This is a genomic window from Lichenicola cladoniae (assembly GCF_013201075.1).
Taxonomy (GTDB): Bacteria; Pseudomonadota; Alphaproteobacteria; order Acetobacterales; family Acetobacteraceae; genus Lichenicola; species Lichenicola cladoniae.
Genome location: NZ_CP053708.1, coordinates 2,143,021 through 2,158,056, shown reverse-complemented (window position 1 = coordinate 2,158,056; position 15,036 = coordinate 2,143,021). Strand labels below are relative to the sequence as shown.

The window sequence follows — 15,036 nt, the reverse complement described above, 5'->3', positions numbered from 1 at the left end:
GAGCCGGATCATGCGCCTTGCCTTCATGGGCACCCCAGACTTCGCGGTGCCCGCGCTTCGCGCATTGCACGAGGCCGGGCACGAGATCGTCGCGGTCTACAGCCAGCAGCCGCGGCCAGCCGGGCGCGGCCAGGCGGTGCGTGCCTCGCCGGTGCAGCGGGAGGCCGAGCGCCTCGGGCTCATGGTGCGCACCCCGGCCAGGCTGAAGCGGAACGAGACCGCGCACGCCGAGTTCGCCGCATTGTCGCTCGATGCGGCCGTGGTGGCGGCCTATGGGCTGATCCTGCCTGCGACGATGCTGACAGCACCGGTCCGGGGATGCCTGAACATCCATGCGAGCCTGCTGCCGCGCTGGCGCGGTGCGGCACCGATCCAGGCATCGATCCTGGCCGGGGACGGCGAAACCGGCATCACCATCATGCAGATGGACGAAGGGCTCGATACCGGACCCATGCTGCGTCGGGACGTGGTGCCGATCGATGCCGGCACCACCGCGTCCGGCCTGCACGACGCCCTGGCCACGATGGGTGCGCGGCTGATCCTGGAGACGCTCGAGCATGACGACACGCCGGTGTCGCAGCCCGCCGAGGGCACGTCCTACGCGCCGAGGCTGACCCGCACCGACGGCCGCATCGACTGGCGGCGCGATGCGGCCTCGATCGACCGCCAGGTCCGTGCCATGACGCCATGGCCGGGCGCCTTCACCGCGCTGGACGGCGTCGTGCTCAAGATCGAGGCAGCAACGCCGATGGCCGCCCATCCGCACGGCGACAAAATACCCGGGACCGTGCTGGACGACCATTTGACGATCGCCTGCGGCAGCGGCGCGCTGCGGATCGACCGGCTGCAGGCGCCTGGTCGCAGCGTGCTGGATACGGCGGCGTTCCTGCGCGGCCGCCGGATGCCGCCCGGCACGGTGCTGCAGTGACCGGATCATGACGCGCTGGGCGTTGCTGTTCGAGTATGACGGCACGCCGTTCGTCGGGTGGCAGCGCCAGGCAGTCGGTATCTCGGTGCAGGGCGTGATGGAAGAGGCCGCCAGTCATCTGGTGAACCGCACGCCAGTGGCGGTGACCGGGGCGGGGCGAACCGATTCGGGCGTGCATGCAGCCGGACAGGTGGCGCATCTCGACCTGCCGTCCTCGCTCGGCGGCCAGCAGCAGATGACCGCGAGGCGCCTCCGGGATGCGCTCAACTACCACATGAAGCCGCACCCGATCGCGGTGCTGGCGGCGGCGGCCGTTGCCGACAAATGGAGCGCGCGCTTCTCGGCGATCAACCGGCGCTATCGCTACCGGATTCTCAACCGGGCCGCCCGCCCGGCGCTGGACCAGGGACGCGTCTGGCACGTCAAGCACGATCTGGACCTCGACCGCATGCGCGAGGCGGCACTGATGCTGATGGGACGGCACGATTTCACCAGCTTCCGGGCCAGCGCCTGCCAGGCCAAGAGCCCCATCCGCACGCTCGACCGGCTCGAGTTGTGCCGGGACGGCGGGGTGATCGATATCCATGTCGAGGCACGCAGCTTCCTGCACCACCAGGTCCGGAACATCGTCGGCACGCTCAAGCTGGTGGGCGAAGGCAAATGGACGCCGGCGCAGGTCGCGACCGCCCTGGAGGCGCGTGACCGCGCGGCCGCCGGTCCGACCGCTCCCCCGGATGGGCTGTTCCTGATGGAGGTCGGCTACGAAACCGACCCGTTCATCGAGCCGCCTGACTGAGCGAACTCGGCCGATATCGCCTCAGGGCGCCATGACCAGCGGCAGCAGCGGCTGCATCAAGGTGCCCACCAGCATCGACCCGACCGTCAGGGCCAGCACCGTGACCCCGGCCTTGAGCCTGCTGATCGACAGGCCCTTCCAGGCCATGAACCATTGCAGCCAGAGCAGATAGGCGCCGAGCAGCAGCACGATCAGCCGGCCCGCGACGGCGTGGCTGACGCCCATCTGCAGCAGGATCGCGGTCACCAGCATCGCCGGCAGATAGGCGGGAAGGATGAGCCAGACGCTCCACAACGAGGCGGTGGCGTAGCGTGGCCAGAACTCGGATCGCTTCCAGAGCCGGGCCATCGTATGCGAGATCACCGGCGGAAGCAGCACCGCACACACCAGCGCCAGCAGCAATATCACCGCCGGCAAGGTCGGGCGCTGCATCAACAGCAGGGCGGCCAACACCAGCAGGAAGCCGATCGGCGGCGAAAGCCCGGCCAGGAAGGCATCGCGATCGCCCTCGAAACACTCGAACCCTTCCGCCCGGCCGCGGCCGAGCAGCAGCAGCCCGCGGATGATGTTGCGGCCGTTGCGCACGGCGCGCTTCGGCTTCGCGGGACGATCGGGACCACTCATGCGGGCGCTCCGGCCATGATCCTGTCGAGCATGTTCAGATAGATCGCGGACAGCAGTGCCAGATCCCGCACCGGCACGTTCTCGTCTGCCTTGTGCATGCTCTCGCCGACCAGCCCGAACTCGGCCACGGCGCAGTGCCTGGCGATGAACCTCGCATCCGAGGTGCCGCCGCCGGTATCGAGCCGCGGACGACGCCCGGTATGGATCTCGATCGCATCGCCGAGCGCCTGGACTTCCGGACCTGGCTCGGTCCGGAACGCCTCGCCGCTGACCCTGATGTCGATCCGGCCAGTCGGCGCATGACGGGACATAGCACCTCGCAGCATCGTCGTCAGCGATGCGCCGGTATGCTGGTCGTTGAAGCGGATATTGAGCTGGGCCTCGGCCTGCGCGGGAATCACGTTGGGTTCCTTGTTGCCGACATCGATGCTGGTGACCTGCAGGCTTGAGGGTTCGAAGAACGCGGTGCCGCGATCGAGCGGGATGGTGGTCAGCTCGGCCAACAGCGCCAGCAGCCGGTGCACCGGATTGTCCGCCACCTGTGGATAGGCCACATGGCCCTGAACTCCGGGAACCACAATGTGGGCATTCAGGCTGCCGCGACGGCCGATCTTGATCACCTGGCCGAGTTCGGTCGGATTGGTCGGTTCGCCCACCAGGCAGAAATCCGGGGTATGGCCGTGCGCCGCCATCCAGTCCAGCACGCGGACGGTGCCGTCGAGCGCCGGGCCTTCCTCGTCGCCGGTGATCAGCAGGCTGATCGAGCCGGCCGACCCGGGGTTGGCCCTTGCCGAGAGATGCGTCGCTGCCGCAGCCACGAAGGCCGCGATCGCTCCCTTCATGTCGCAGGCGCCGCGTCCGTACAGCACACCGTCCTGAAGCACGCCGTCGAACGGGGGCGCCTGCCACGTCGCCTCGCCGGGCGGCACGACATCGGTGTGGCCGGCAAAACAAAGATGCGGGTGGCTCGTACCGATCCGCGCAAACAGGTTCGGGGTCTGCCGGCCGGCATCGCCGAACGGCAGCGACGTGACGCTGAACCCGAGACGTTCCAGCGTCCCGGCCAACACGGCCTGGGCGCCGCCGTCGGCGGGTGTCACCGACGGGCAACGGATCAGGGCCTGCGCCAGCACCAGCGGATCGACAATGAGCCCCGTGGCGTTCAATCGCGCAGCAGCTCGTTGATCGAGGTCTTGGCGCGGGTCCGCGCATCGACGCGCTTGACGATGACCGCACACGCCAGCGACGGCAGACGGCGATCGGGGTCCGAGCCCGGCGCCGGCGGCAGGGTGCCGGGCACCACCACCGAATAGGCCGGAACCCGGCCGATGAAGATCTCGCCGGTGGCGCGGTCCACGATCTTGGTGGAAGCACCCAGGAACACGCCCATCGACAACACGCTGCCGCGCTCGACGATGACGCCCTCGGCCACCTCCGAACGGGCACCGATGAAGCAGCCATCCTCGATGATCACCGGAGCAGCCTGCAACGGCTCGAGCACGCCGCCGATGCCGGTGCCGCCGCTGATATGGCAATCGCGGCCGATCTGCGCGCAGCTTCCGACCGTGGCCCAGGTATCGATCATCGTGCCCGCACCGATCCAGGCTCCGACATTCACGAAGCACGGCATCAGGACGACGCCGGGTGCCACGTAGGCAGCTCGGCGCACGACAGCACCGGGGACCGCCCTGAAACCGGCCGCCGTGAACCTGGCCTGATCCCATCCGGCGAACTTCAACGGCGCCTTGTCGAACACCGGGGCGCCACCGGCGCCGGGCATGGGCACGCTGTCGTTCAGACGGAACGACAGCAGCACCGCTTTCTTGGCCCAGTCGCTGACGATCCAGCCACCGCCTGCGGAGCCGGTCTCCCCGGAGCCGTCTGCCGCAACCGGGGTCGCCACCCGGAGCGACCCGTCATCCAGCGCCGCCAGCACCTGTTCGACATCGCTCCTGTCGGCACCGACGCTGGCCGACGAGAGCTCCGCCCGCCGGTCCCAGATCGCCTCGATGCGTCGGCGTAAATCGTCGTTCGTCATGATGTTTCCGGCCGGTGGATGATCCTGCACACGGCACCGGTGAAGGAGGCGCGGACCATGCTCAGCCACTCCGCCCATGTCAACGCGGGCGCGCGACCGGCCTGGGACGTAGGCAGTTTCAGACATTTACGGTCTCTTCAGATTTTGGGACGAGACTTCTGGTCAGCGATGACCCCAAAATCCCCCATGTCGAATCATTCGGCCGCTGATGCGCCCCTCCATCCGTCACCCGGTCCCACGGCCGGGGAGTTCCGCACCGACACGCCGGCTGCAACCAGTTCCCTGGTCGCAGCCATGGCCGATAGCCGATCGCGATGGCGAGACTTCGCGACGCTGGCTCTGGACCTGGTGTTCGAGATCGATCGGCACGGTGTATTCGTGTTCGTCGGTCCCGACACCGCCCTCGGATGGTCGGCCGAGCGTCTGTTGGGCCTGAGCGCCGACAGTCTGCTGGTCCAGACGGCGGGCACGATCGGTTTCAATCCCTTCCGGCCACAGACCTCGTTGCGCCGTCACCAGACCTGGCTTCGGCGCGGCGACGGGGCATTGGCAAGCGTACTGATCTGGGCCTACCCGCTGCTCGACGCAGCCGGCGAGCCGGCCGGCTGCAGGGGGGTGGCGCAGGACATCACCGAGGACAACCATCGCGCCGAAATCCTGGCAGAGACTTTGTTGCGGCGCCAGACCATGACCGAAATCACCCGCCGGATGCGGCGGGCGGTTCTGCCCGACATGGTCATCAAGATCGGCCTCGACGAGCTGCTGGATGCGACCGGCGGCAGCGGCGTCCTGATCGTCGCCTGCGATGGCGCCTCGCCGATGCCGGCTGCCCAGGAGGAACCTGCCCGCCTGTTGCCACGCATCCTGCATCGGTCGGGTTCCGCCCCGCCGATGTCCGACCAGGACATCGTGTCGTTCATCTGCGGAGCGGCTGCCCGAGAAGCGGCGCCATGGACGAGGTCCGAGTCGGAATTTGGCCTGCAGATCATCATGAGCGCGATCGGGACGCATTTCTGCGAGCCTGTCGTGCTGATGATCTGGCGGGACGCACCTCGCGACTGGATCGCCGGTGATGCAGAGCTGGTGGACGCGTTTTTGACCGCGCTGGTCGGCATGCTCGAACACGACCAGGTGCAACGCGAGCTCTCGCGCCAGTCCGGCTCCGACACCCTCACCGCTCTGCTCAACCGCGACAGCTTCACCATCGAGGTCAATCGCCGGCTGGACCGGCTCGACAAGGAGGGCCTGCCAGGAACCCTGATGGTCGTTGGGCTGGACCGCTTTCGCGAGATCAACGAGGCTCTTGGCCCGGAAAGCGGCGACGAGGTGCTGCGCCAGTCGGCGCACATCCTGAGGGACACCGTACGTCCAACCGATCTGGTGGCCAGGCTCGGCGGCGACGTGTTCGCCCTGTGGCTGGACGGTGCGGATCAGTTTGCGGCGGCTGAGCGCGCAGAGATGATGTGCCAGCAGGGCATCAAGGTCACGATCGACGAACAGCAGCCGCTGCACGTTTCGGTCGGGCTGGCGACGCGTCCGAGCCGGTCCTACGAGACCATCGACAACCTGCTGGAACAGGCGCACGCAGCCCTTGGGGCGATCAAGCTGGCAGGCGGTGGCCGCTGGCACTTCTACAACGAGGGAGTCGGGCCGTGACTCCGTTCCAGCCTGGACAGGCCGATACCACCAGCGGACGCATGATATCGGCCGGAGCAATGATGGGTTATTCGAACCGTCTGACGGTCTATGAGCGGCCGGCGGATCCGGGCGCTCGTGAAACCCCTGATGTGCCACCGGTCATTGGCCCGGCTGGACCTCCGGGGCCGGGCGATGCGCCGGATTTCTGCGCCGCCATTATCGCTCGATTGCTTCCGGACCTGTCGACGTCGGAGCGCGAGCGGCTAGGCCTGAGACTGACCAAGCAGGCCGCGGCGAGGCTCGACCGCCAGTGGCATGAATCGATCGGCGATCGTCCCGTGCTTCATGATCCAGCCCTCCCGGCGCCCGACGTCAAGTTGGCCTTGCCGGAAGTGCTGCTGTCGATCACCTGGCCAGCGGCGCTGATGCTCCTGGCCGACGACCCCGTCGACCCGACCATGGTCGCACTGGCAAGTCCGGTTGCGGCCGTCCGCGAATCGGCACTCGTTGCCATGGAGTCCGACGCGCCGCTGAGACGGCTCAGTCAGGCTTGCGAAGCGATCTGCCATGCTCATCTGGTACAAACTTTTGAGGGCATGCCGCCTGCGGATCGCGAGCAGCCTGGTGCAGCGTCTGGCCGAGAGGGTAATAAAGCCGCTCCGCCGATGGGGCCGGTCTCTGCTCCGACCCACGAGACAGCCACCGAGCCTGCCCTGCTGGCCGCACTGCGCTCCGGCGACAACCAGCGCGCGATCGCGCTGCTGGCCGCGGCGGCCCTCGTCCCGGCGGAATCGATCGGGACGGCGATAAGCCTGCGCAGCCGGCGTGGCCTGGTCAGCCTGGCCTGGAAAGCGGGCTTCTCAATGCGTGCCGCCGTGTTGTTGCAGACCGAGCTGGGCGGGTTTCCGACCTGTGCGGTGCTGACCGCGACGGCCGACGGAAGCTGTCCGCTCAGTCGTAGGGAAATGGTCTGGCAGATCGGCTTCCTGGCCCGAAAGCTGATCTGAGCATTCAGCTCGCGCGGATCAGCGTGCCCGGGCCAGCCGTGGTGAACAGCTCGAGCAGGCACGCATGCGGGACGCGCCCATCGAGAATGACCGCAGCCCTGGCGCCGGCCTGCACTGCTGCCAGGCAGGTCTCGACCTTGGGGATCATTCCGCCCGAGATCATGCCTCTGGCGATGCCGCGGCGGGCATCGTCCGCGCTCAGCTCCGGAATGAGCTGCTTGTTCTCGTCTAGCACGCCCGGCACGTCGGTCAGCATCAGGAGGCGTGTGGCATTCAACGCCCCGGCGATGGCCCCGGCGGCGGTATCGGCATTGATGTTGTAGGTCTGCCCGTCCAGGCCGACGCCGACCGGAGCGATTACCGGGATCACCCCCGATCCGGACAAAGCATAAAGCACGCGGGTATCGATTCGCTCCGGTTCGCCGACGAAGCCGAGATCCAGCACACGCTCGATGTGGCTGTCCGGATCGCGAACCGTGCGGGCCAGCTTGCGCGCCTGGATCATCCCGCCATCCTTGCCGGAGATGCCGATCGCCAGCGCCCCTGCCCGGTTGATCAACTCGGCAACCTGCTTGTTCACCGAGCCCGACAGGACCATCTCGATCACGTCGATCATCGCGGCATCGGTGATGCGCAGACCGTCGATGAAGGTCGACTTGATGTCGAGCCGCTGCAACATCGCGTTGATCTGCGGACCGCCGCCATGCACCACGACCGGATTGACCCCGATCAGCTTCAGCAGCGCGATGTCGTGGCCGAATGCCTCCGACAATGCCGGGTCGCCCATCGCGTGACCGCCGTACTTCACGACAATGGTGTCGCCGGCATAGCGGCGCAGGAATGGTAACGCGCTCGCAAGGACTGCAGCCTGCTCACGCGCGGTCTTGAGGGCGTCCTCGCTCATCGGCATCGGCACGGTTCCTGGATTCTCGGCAACGAAAGGGCGTCCCGTATGGTCATAGAGCCAGTTCGGCGAGCGATGCACGGAGTTCGGGAATGCCGAAGCCGGTTCCGCTGCTAGTCGCGGCAACGACCGGGAACGCCGCCGCATAGAGCTTTGCCAGCCCCTCGACCTCCGCCAGCTTGGCCGCCAGCTTCGGCGGCTTGGGCGCGTCGCATTTGGTGAGCACCAGCTGGAAGATGACCGCGGCGCGGTTCAGAAGCTTCATCGCCTCGACGTCGTTCTGCTTGATCTCGACGCGGGCATCGAGCAGCAGCACCACCCGTCGGAGCGTCGGCCGACCGCGCAGGAAGTCGAACATCAGGCCCTGCCAGTCTTCCTTCACTTCTTTTGCGGCCTTGGCGTAGCCATAGCCCGGCATGTCGACGAGCGTCAGCCGGTCGGCAAGCGCGAAGAAGTTGAGCTGCTTGGTCCGGCCGGGTTCCGACGAGGCCCGCGCCAGCGCCTTGTGCCCGGTGAGCGCGTTGATCAGGCTCGACTTGCCGACGTTGGAGCGGCCGGCGAACGCGATCTCCGGCAGATCCGGCTCGGGCAGCTGGTCCAGCCGTTGGGCGGCATAGAAGAACTTGCACTCGCCGGCGAACAGCAGGCGGCCCGCCTCTAGCGCATCCGCCTGCTCCTCGACGGAAGGCGGCTTGATGGAGAAGTCCGGAGAGGTCAGCGGGACACCGTGCTGACCTGGCGTGAACCGCCCAGGTGAGTCCGGCGCTGGATCAGCCACTGCTGCGAGACGGTCAGCAAGTTGTTCCAGCAGTAATAGATCACGAGACCGGCCGGCTGGCGGGCCAGCACGAACATGAAGATCAGCGGCATCAGCTGGAACAGCCGCGCCTGCATCGGGTCCGGCGGCGGCGGGTTGAGCTTCTGCATCAGCAGCATGGTGCCGCCGAGCACAATCGGCCAGACGCCCAGGTGGAGGAACGGGCTCAGCACGCCGGGATCGAACGGGATCAATCCGAACAGGTTGAAGATGTTGGTCGGGTCAGGCTCGGAAAGGTCGCGGATCCAGCCGAAGAACGGCGCGTGCCGCATCTCGATGGTCACCACGAGGTCCTTGTAGAGGCACCAGAAGACCGGGATCTGCACCAGCATCGGCAGGCAGCCGCTGGCCGGATTGACGCCCTCCTGCTTGTACAGGGCCATCATCTCGGTATTCATCGCCATCGCGTCGCCCTTGTGACGCTCGCGAACCGCGGTCATTTTCGGCGTGAGCAGCTTCATCTTGCCCATCGAGCGGAACTGCTTGATCGCCAGCGGGAAGAACAGCGTCTTGACGATCAGGGTGAACGCCAGCAGCGCCAGGCCGAAATTCCCGAGTGCGGTGTTCAGCCAGTCCAGCACGTAAAAGATCGGCTTGGTCAGGAACGCGAACCAGCCGAAATCGACCGCCTTCCAGAAGTCGGTCGCATGCAGCTGGGTCTGGTATGCCTCGAGCAGATGCACTTCCTTGGCGCCGGCGAACACGTGGCTCGCCGTGCTCGCGATCGCACCGGCCGCCACGACCATCGGCGCCTGACTGATGAAATCGACCTGGTAGGTGCCGGCACCGTCGTTGGGCTGATAACGGTAGCTGGCGGTGACCGGCTGGTCGTGGCCGGGAATGATCGCGGTCAGCCAGTACTTGTCGGTGATGCCACCCCATCCACCATCCGGGCCCGAGGCCTGCAACGCCGACCAGCCGGTGCCGCCGCCTTCGGCCGCCTTGCTCTTGAGGCTGGTGTAGGACATCTCCTCGAGCCGTCCATCGACGACGGCGATCGGGCCCTCATGCACCAGGTAGCCACCGGTCACCTGGGGCGTGTAGCTGCGGCTGATGCGCGACCACGGATAGAGGGAAACGGGCTGCCCGGTGGTGTTCCGCACCCGTTGCTCGATCGTGAACATGTAGTTCCGGTCGACCGCGAGCGCGATCTGGAAGGTCAGGCCGGCACCGTTCTCCCATGAGAGCGTCACCGGCGTCTCGGGGGTCAGCTTGGGCTGGTCCGCGGTCCACAGCGTGGTGCCGTCGGGCACCTTCACGTCGGTGCCGCTGGAGCTCCAGCCGAGCTGCACCAGGTTGGGCTGCTTCTGGTCCTGCGGCTCGAGCACACGGACATGCGGGCTGCCGGGCTTGATGGTTTCCTGGTAGTCGCGGAGCACCAGATCATCGAGACGCGCACCCACGAGATCGATGCTGCCCTGGATGCGGGTCGCGTCGATCGGCAGTCGCGCGTCGGGTGACAACGGTGCGATGGCGGCGGGCTGGGTGCCTGGCGGAGCGAGGTCGGTGACCGGACGCGGTGCGCTTCCGGCCGGTGTCGCGTGGGTCGATTGCTGGGCCTGGCGATGCAGAACCGGGTGGCTCTGCTTCGGCATCAGCCACTCGAAGCCGACGAGGATCGCGACCGAGAGCACGACCGCGAGGAAAAGGCGTTTATTGTCCATCAGCAGGCAGGCCGATCTCGTTTGATGAATGGGTGGGCAATGCGGGATGCTCCGGAGCAGGAACATCCGGTCGGAACAGGGTCATGGCCGCCGGCGTGCCAAGGGTGACAGCGGAGCATGCGTCGGCCTGCAAGAGCGGAGCCTCGCACGGGGCCATGTAGCGTGATCGCCTGGAGTGCGTAATCGCTGCACGTCGGCATGAACCGGCAATTCGGCCCGAGGATCGGGCTGAGCCCGACCTGGTAGAGCCGGATCAAGCACATGAGGCAGAACGCTGTGCCCGCGCCTATCCGGCTGCCCAACTGCCTGATCACGATGAGGCCCGGTCGGCGAGCGCAACGCCGGTTTTCTTGAGCGCCCGGCGCAGGTCGTCGATCAAGGCGGGAAAGCGCCGACCGCGGGTCTTGTCGCGGCCGATCAGCACCAGGTCGACACCGGCCAGAGGCGTTCCACGTCGCGCCTCGTCACGCATCAGCAGCCGGGCTGCTTCGCGCAGGCGGCGCTTGGTTCGGTTGCGGACAACCGCATTGCCGACTTTCTTGGTCACGGTGAAACCAAGACGGGCCGGCAGCAGGTCGTCGCGTTTCATTGATTGAAGAACGAGACCAGGCATGGGTGCCTTCGCGCCCCTGGCGGCAACAAGCAGAAACTGCTTACGCTGCTTCAAGCGGACTTCGGATGTCGCCATGGCCGGGTCGCTCCTGCGACCGACCGGGCCGCCAGCCGGATGCCTCGCGGCATATCCGTCCGCACTGTTGCTGGCCGCGATCACTTGATCAACGGCGCAACCGGCCCGGGGTAGATACATCATCCGGGCAGCCACCAGCGGCTGCCCGGACCATGCCGTTTTAAGCGGAGAGGCGCTTGCGGCCTTTTGCACGGCGATTGGCGAGCACGGTGCGACCGCCGACGGTCGCCATGCGGGCGCGAAAACCATGGCGCCGCTTGCGGACCAGCTTGGACGGTTGATAGGTGCGCTTCACGGCTGCACTCTCCTGATCGAGTTGATCCGCTGCTTGTCAGCACGGACCGGTCTTAGACACGAATAATCGAAAGCGACCTGCACGTGGCAGACGCCTCCAGAGGGGCGCCTTATAGTCGTCCGGGTGCGGAACCGTCAACCATGGCGCACTACGCCGCGGCGAATCGTCCTGGACGCTTGAGCTCAGGCCCGCTTCGTCGGACAAACGGTTCGTCATGTTGCTGCGTTCGCTCCTGCCATCAGCCGGCATAGCCGGTCTGGTGTTGCTCTCCTCGCTTGTCCTGGCGTGGATGCACGCGCCCTCTGCCCTCGTGCTGCTCGTCCCCGCGCTGATCGCGATGCTGGGCGGGATCGTTTTCATACGAGCTGCCTGGCCCGGTGCCAGCCCGACCGAAACCGACGCTGTTTATCGCGCGGCCATCGCCGAAGCGCGGGTGCAAGGTCTGCTCAAGGCGGCTGCGGAGATGCGCCACGACCTGCGGGGGATTTTGTCGCCGGCGATGCTGACGGCGGATCGGCTGGCACTCAGCCAGGACCCGGTATCGCGTCGCACCGGAGAGGCGATGATCTCGACGATCGAGCGTGCCGATGAACGGTTGAAGCGACCCGATCGCGATCAGCCCGCGCAGGGGATGTATCGAGCCTGACGCGCTTGCCTAGAGCGCAGGCCCCCTGCCCCGATCTGGCAGCCTGAATAAGCCTGCGAGTTCACGCGTTGGATATGCCCGGCCGGCTATCCCAAGAAACCGACCGGGCACGAACCGTCCTAGCGCTGGATCAGTTCGATCTTGTAGCCGTCGGGATCCTCGACGAATGCGATGACGGTGGTGCCGAACTTCACCGGACCGGCTTCCCGCGTCACCTTTCCGCCGCCAGCACGGACCTTCTCCACCGCATCGGCAATGTTCGGCATGCCGACCGCGAAATGTCCGAAACCGGTGCCGACCTCGTAGCCGTCATCGTCTCCCCAGTTGTATGTCAGCTCGATCTCGGCCTGACCCTGGGCATTGTTGGCGTAGCCGACAAACACGAGCGTGTACTTCCCGTCCGGCACCTCGCTGCGGCGCAGCTCATGCATGCCGAGTAGACTGTAGAAGGCCAGGCTCGCATCCAGGTTCTTTACCCGGACCATGGTGTGGAGGTAGCTGCTCATTGGTGTGTGTCTCCAGTCAGTCCTGGCCGCCCGTGCCGCATGAAGCAGGATCGATACCGACCAGGAAGATGCCGTACCGGTCTGCAGCGTCTCGCAGCCGCTCCGGATCCGTCAAAAGGGTACCACCGGCTTCGAACGCAATACCCCGAAGTCCCGCGGCAGCGGCATTACTCACGGTCAGCGGGCCGATCGTCGGCATGTCGGCCCGGCGGTCCTGGCCCGGCTTGACCAGCTTCACCAATACCCCGCCCGGCCCCGGCTGACGAAGCGTTCCTGCCCGTTCCAGCATCCGGTCGGTGCCTTCCAGTGCCTCGACAGCCAGCACCAGCCCGGTCTGCACAACGCATCCCTGACCGATATCTAGCTGCCCCAGCGCCTGCACCACGGCGACACCGCGCGCGATATCGGCAAGCGCTTCGTGATCGGGAGCATGACGGCCGATCGTTCCCAGCCGACCCACACCGGCGCCCAGGAATTCCTGGGCGCCACGCACGACGAAGCCTTCCTCGCCAAGCACCCGGACCAATGCGGCCAGCAGGCCGTCGTCACCGGCGAACAGTGCCCGGCCAATCCGCGCCAGGATCCGGGCGCCCTCGACGTCCGGACGCAGATCACGAAGCGACGGACGGCGGACCGGGCCGATCAGCACCAGCTCGGTACAGCCATGGTCTCGCAGGGACGACAATATCCGTCCGGCCGCAGCGAGGCGGATGAACTCGTGCGGCCAGCTGCCCACGATTGCCGGTTCGGCAAAATCCTGGAACGCCACGATGAACACGTCCCTGCCCATCTGCACGGCATGCTCGGCGACCCGTCCCGGCAGCGGTCCGCCGCCGGCCAGGATCCCGAGCGTGCCGGTCAAGCGCCCTCGCTCTCCTCGGTGGCGCCCTTGATCGCGACCCGCACCAGCCCGCGACGGCTCGGCGCGTCGATGAAGCCCAGGATTTCCGCTACGCGCGGATCGTCGCCGAATTCGGCGCGGACGTGGGCCAGCCGCTGCTCGAACACCGGGGTGCCGACGGGCTGGCGCGGATAGAGCATCCGGAACGCGTGACGCAGACGGTGCATGTCGGACGGCGAGACCCCACTGCGGCGCAGCCACACCCAGTGCAGCCCGACCAGACGCGCCCGGTTGCCCATGACGCTGCCGTAGGGGATCACGTCGCTCTCGACACCGCACACACCGCCGACCATGGCCGCGCGGCCGATCCTGACGAACTGGTGCAGGGCGGCGGCACCCATGATCCGCGCATCGTTACCGATCTCGACATGGCCGCCCATGACCACGTTGTTCACGATGATCACCCGGTCGCCAAGCAGGCAGTCGTGCGCCACGTGGGCATTGGCCATGATCAGGCAATCGCTGCCGACCCGGGTCACCCCGCCGCCGGTCGCGGTGCCACGATGGATGGTGACGTTCTCGCGAATGACCGTCCGCGCCCCGATCACGCACCGGGTCGGCTCGCCACGATATTTCAGGTCCTGTGGCGCCAGGCCGACGGTACAGAAGGGATAGAACTGCACGCCCGCGCCGATTTCGGTGTGGCCGTCGATGACGACATGGGAAATCAGCTGCACATCGTCGCCGAGCACGACATTGGGGCCGACGCTGCACCAGGGTCCGATACGGATATTGTTGCCGATCCGCGCATCGGACGACACCAGTGCACTCGGGTGGATCGTCGAGGATGACGCGGTGGGCTGGGGAGCGGGTTGGTGCATGCGCCCGGCCTGCTGCAGCCCGGCGAGATCAGCCGCCATGACGTTAAAAACTCCGAGATGCGCCATGGCTTGGCCAGACGGCCAGCTTCGGCTGCGAATTCAGGAAGACGGTACGCCAGCCACAGCCATCCGACAGTCAGACTAGGCAGCACCAAGGAAACGTCCAACACAAGACATGTTGCGGGGCTTTTCCGGCGTCCGGCCTGCCTGGACCGACGACGGATCACTCCATGATGATCGCGCCGAAGTGGGCTTCCGCCACCGACACGCCGTCGACGCGAGCCACGCCGCGGAACTTGTAGACGTTGCCGCGCTGGCGCTCCTTGTCCACGTGGATGCGGAGCTGATCGCCCGGCACCACCGGTCGTCGAAACTTGGCGTTCTCGATCGTCATGAAATACACCAGCTTGCCCTCGAACCGGTCGCCGAGCGTCAGCACGACCAGCGCCGCCGCCGTCTGCGCCATTGCCTCGATGATCAGCACGCCGGGCATGACGGGCTTGCTCGGGAAATGTCCCTGGAAGAACGGCTCGTTGATCGTGACGTTCTTGATGCCGACCGCCGATTGGCCTTTCACGACATCGATCATCCGGTCGATCATCAGGAAGGGATAGCGATGCGGGATCGCCGCCATGATCTGCAGGACATCGAACGTCGTGCCCAACGCATTGTCCTGCGACACCGGACCATCATGATCCGCTGGCACCGTCACGCCGGAGGATGCAGTCACGTCCTGTGTCATCGGGGCATCGTTCCGGGTTGT

18 protein-coding genes are annotated in these 15,036 nt (G+C 66.6%); 5 read left to right on the top strand and 13 right to left on the bottom strand.

From position 1 onward, the window contains the following. Positions 1-10: 10 nt before the first annotated feature. Both fmt and truA read left to right on the top strand, forming a co-directional pair. The gene (gene fmt, locus HN018_RS10005; RefSeq protein WP_171833991.1) at positions 11-928 is read left to right on the top strand and encodes a methionyl-tRNA formyltransferase; all 918 of its coding nucleotides are present in this window, start codon (positions 11-13) and stop codon (positions 926-928) included. A gap of 7 nt (positions 929-935) precedes the next feature. Continuing rightward, entirely contained in the window at positions 936-1,724 is a 789-nt protein-coding gene (truA, locus tag HN018_RS10000; RefSeq protein WP_171833992.1) for a tRNA pseudouridine(38-40) synthase TruA, read from the top strand. A gap of 21 nt (positions 1,725-1,745) precedes the next feature. Here truA and HN018_RS09995 read toward each other — a convergent pair whose 3' ends face one another. From HN018_RS09995 to dapD, 3 genes are read right to left on the bottom strand one after another with little or no spacing between them, the layout of a single operon-like run. Next, on the bottom strand, positions 1,746-2,348 hold the full coding sequence (locus HN018_RS09995; protein ID WP_171833993.1) for a hypothetical protein: 603 nt from the start codon (positions 2,346-2,348) through the stop codon (positions 1,746-1,748). Further along, on the bottom strand, positions 2,345-3,514 hold the full coding sequence (gene dapE, locus HN018_RS09990) for a succinyl-diaminopimelate desuccinylase (protein ID WP_171833994.1): 1,170 nt from the start codon (positions 3,512-3,514) through the stop codon (positions 2,345-2,347). The genes HN018_RS09995 and dapE overlap by 4 nt, the downstream gene beginning before the upstream one ends. Next, positions 3,511-4,386 carry a 2,3,4,5-tetrahydropyridine-2,6-dicarboxylate N-succinyltransferase gene (dapD, locus tag HN018_RS09985; protein ID WP_171833995.1) on the bottom strand — a complete coding sequence of 292 codons (876 nt, stop codon included), beginning with the start codon at positions 4,384-4,386 and terminating at the stop codon, positions 3,511-3,513. The genes dapE and dapD overlap by 4 nt, the downstream gene beginning before the upstream one ends. Positions 4,387-4,572: 186 nt before the next feature. Here dapD and HN018_RS09980 point away from each other — a divergent pair, with 186 nt between their 5' ends. Both HN018_RS09980 and HN018_RS09975 read left to right on the top strand, forming a co-directional pair. After that, entirely contained in the window at positions 4,573-6,042 is a 1,470-nt protein-coding gene (locus tag HN018_RS09980) for a sensor domain-containing diguanylate cyclase (protein WP_171833996.1), read from the top strand. After that, entirely contained in the window at positions 6,039-7,031 is a 993-nt protein-coding gene (locus HN018_RS09975; RefSeq protein WP_171833997.1) for a hypothetical protein, read from the top strand. Before HN018_RS09980 ends, HN018_RS09975 begins: the two co-directional genes overlap by 4 nt. Positions 7,032-7,035: 4 nt before the next feature. On the opposite strand, the gene argB is transcribed toward HN018_RS09975, so the two are convergent. The 6 genes from argB to rpmH form a co-directional block, all read right to left on the bottom strand. Beyond that, the gene (argB, locus tag HN018_RS09970) at positions 7,036-7,941 is read right to left on the bottom strand and encodes an acetylglutamate kinase (RefSeq protein WP_171833998.1); all 906 of its coding nucleotides are present in this window, start codon (positions 7,939-7,941) and stop codon (positions 7,036-7,038) included. Between the two features lie 46 nt (positions 7,942-7,987). After that, positions 7,988-8,653, bottom strand: a complete 666-nt coding sequence (gene yihA, locus HN018_RS09965; RefSeq protein WP_408886792.1) for a ribosome biogenesis GTP-binding protein YihA/YsxC — start codon at positions 8,651-8,653, stop codon at positions 7,988-7,990. Beyond that, the gene (gene yidC, locus HN018_RS09960) at positions 8,650-10,416 is read right to left on the bottom strand and encodes a membrane protein insertase YidC (RefSeq protein ID WP_171833999.1); all 1,767 of its coding nucleotides are present in this window, start codon (positions 10,414-10,416) and stop codon (positions 8,650-8,652) included. Before yidC ends, yihA begins: the two co-directional genes overlap by 4 nt. After that, a complete protein-coding gene (gene yidD / locus HN018_RS09955; RefSeq protein WP_171834000.1) occupies positions 10,416-10,679 on the bottom strand; it encodes a membrane protein insertion efficiency factor YidD in 264 nt (87 codons plus the stop codon). Before yidD ends, yidC begins: the two co-directional genes overlap by 1 nt. Before the next feature lie 47 nt (positions 10,680-10,726). Beyond that, positions 10,727-11,104: a ribonuclease P protein component gene (rnpA, locus tag HN018_RS09950; RefSeq protein ID WP_171834001.1), complete on the bottom strand. Its 378-nt coding sequence runs from the start codon at positions 11,102-11,104 to the stop codon at positions 10,727-10,729. A gap of 160 nt (positions 11,105-11,264) precedes the next feature. Further along, on the bottom strand, positions 11,265-11,399 hold the full coding sequence (gene rpmH, locus HN018_RS09945) for a 50S ribosomal protein L34 (protein WP_171834002.1): 135 nt from the start codon (positions 11,397-11,399) through the stop codon (positions 11,265-11,267). Between the two features lie 214 nt (positions 11,400-11,613). Here rpmH and HN018_RS28645 point away from each other — a divergent pair, with 214 nt between their 5' ends. Continuing rightward, positions 11,614-12,045, top strand: coding sequence for a hypothetical protein (locus HN018_RS28645; RefSeq protein ID WP_239479188.1), 432 nt, complete (start codon positions 11,614-11,616; stop codon positions 12,043-12,045). A gap of 119 nt (positions 12,046-12,164) precedes the next feature. On the opposite strand, the gene gloA is transcribed toward HN018_RS28645, so the two are convergent. From gloA to fabZ, 4 genes are all read right to left on the bottom strand, one after another. Further along, on the bottom strand, positions 12,165-12,551 hold the full coding sequence (gene gloA / locus HN018_RS09935; RefSeq protein WP_171834003.1) for a lactoylglutathione lyase: 387 nt from the start codon (positions 12,549-12,551) through the stop codon (positions 12,165-12,167). Between the two features lie 16 nt (positions 12,552-12,567). Next, positions 12,568-13,413, bottom strand: a complete 846-nt coding sequence (locus HN018_RS09930; RefSeq protein WP_239479186.1) for an LpxI family protein — start codon at positions 13,411-13,413, stop codon at positions 12,568-12,570. Beyond that, positions 13,410-14,273, bottom strand: a complete 864-nt coding sequence (gene lpxA, locus HN018_RS09925) for an acyl-ACP--UDP-N-acetylglucosamine O-acyltransferase (protein ID WP_171834140.1) — start codon at positions 14,271-14,273, stop codon at positions 13,410-13,412. Before lpxA ends, HN018_RS09930 begins: the two co-directional genes overlap by 4 nt. Before the next feature lie 223 nt (positions 14,274-14,496). Beyond that, entirely contained in the window at positions 14,497-15,015 is a 519-nt protein-coding gene (gene fabZ, locus HN018_RS09920) for a 3-hydroxyacyl-ACP dehydratase FabZ (protein ID WP_171834141.1), read from the bottom strand. Positions 15,016-15,036 lie beyond the last annotated feature (21 nt).

What these genes read in the sequence shown, in the direction of transcription:
- fmt (WP_171833991.1), top strand. Translation starts at nt 11, where the DNA reads ATGCGCCTTGCCTTCATGGGCACCCCAGACTTCGCGGTGCCCGCGCTT.
- truA (WP_171833992.1), top strand. Translation starts at nt 936, where the DNA reads ATGACGCGCTGGGCGTTGCTGTTCGAGTATGACGGCACGCCGTTCGTC.
- HN018_RS09995 (WP_171833993.1), bottom strand. Translation starts at nt 2,348, where the DNA reads ATGAGTGGTCCCGATCGTCCCGCGAAGCCGAAGCGCGCCGTGCGCAAC.
- dapD (WP_171833995.1), bottom strand. Translation starts at nt 4,386, where the DNA reads ATGACGAACGACGATTTACGCCGACGCATCGAGGCGATCTGGGACCGG.
- HN018_RS09980 (WP_171833996.1), top strand. Translation starts at nt 4,573, where the DNA reads ATGTCGAATCATTCGGCCGCTGATGCGCCCCTCCATCCGTCACCCGGT.
- argB (WP_171833998.1), bottom strand. Translation starts at nt 7,941, where the DNA reads ATGCCGATGAGCGAGGACGCCCTCAAGACCGCGCGTGAGCAGGCTGCA.
- yidC (WP_171833999.1), bottom strand. Translation starts at nt 10,416, where the DNA reads ATGGACAATAAACGCCTTTTCCTCGCGGTCGTGCTCTCGGTCGCGATC.
- yidD (WP_171834000.1), bottom strand. Translation starts at nt 10,679, where the DNA reads ATGTGCTTGATCCGGCTCTACCAGGTCGGGCTCAGCCCGATCCTCGGG.
- rnpA (WP_171834001.1), bottom strand. Translation starts at nt 11,104, where the DNA reads ATGGCGACATCCGAAGTCCGCTTGAAGCAGCGTAAGCAGTTTCTGCTT.
- HN018_RS28645 (WP_239479188.1), top strand. Translation starts at nt 11,614, where the DNA reads ATGTTGCTGCGTTCGCTCCTGCCATCAGCCGGCATAGCCGGTCTGGTG.
- gloA (WP_171834003.1), bottom strand. Translation starts at nt 12,551, where the DNA reads ATGAGCAGCTACCTCCACACCATGGTCCGGGTAAAGAACCTGGATGCG.
- lpxA (WP_171834140.1), bottom strand. Translation starts at nt 14,273, where the DNA reads ATGCACCAACCCGCTCCCCAGCCCACCGCGTCATCCTCGACGATCCAC.
- fabZ (WP_171834141.1), bottom strand. Translation starts at nt 15,015, where the DNA reads ATGACACAGGACGTGACTGCATCCTCCGGCGTGACGGTGCCAGCGGAT.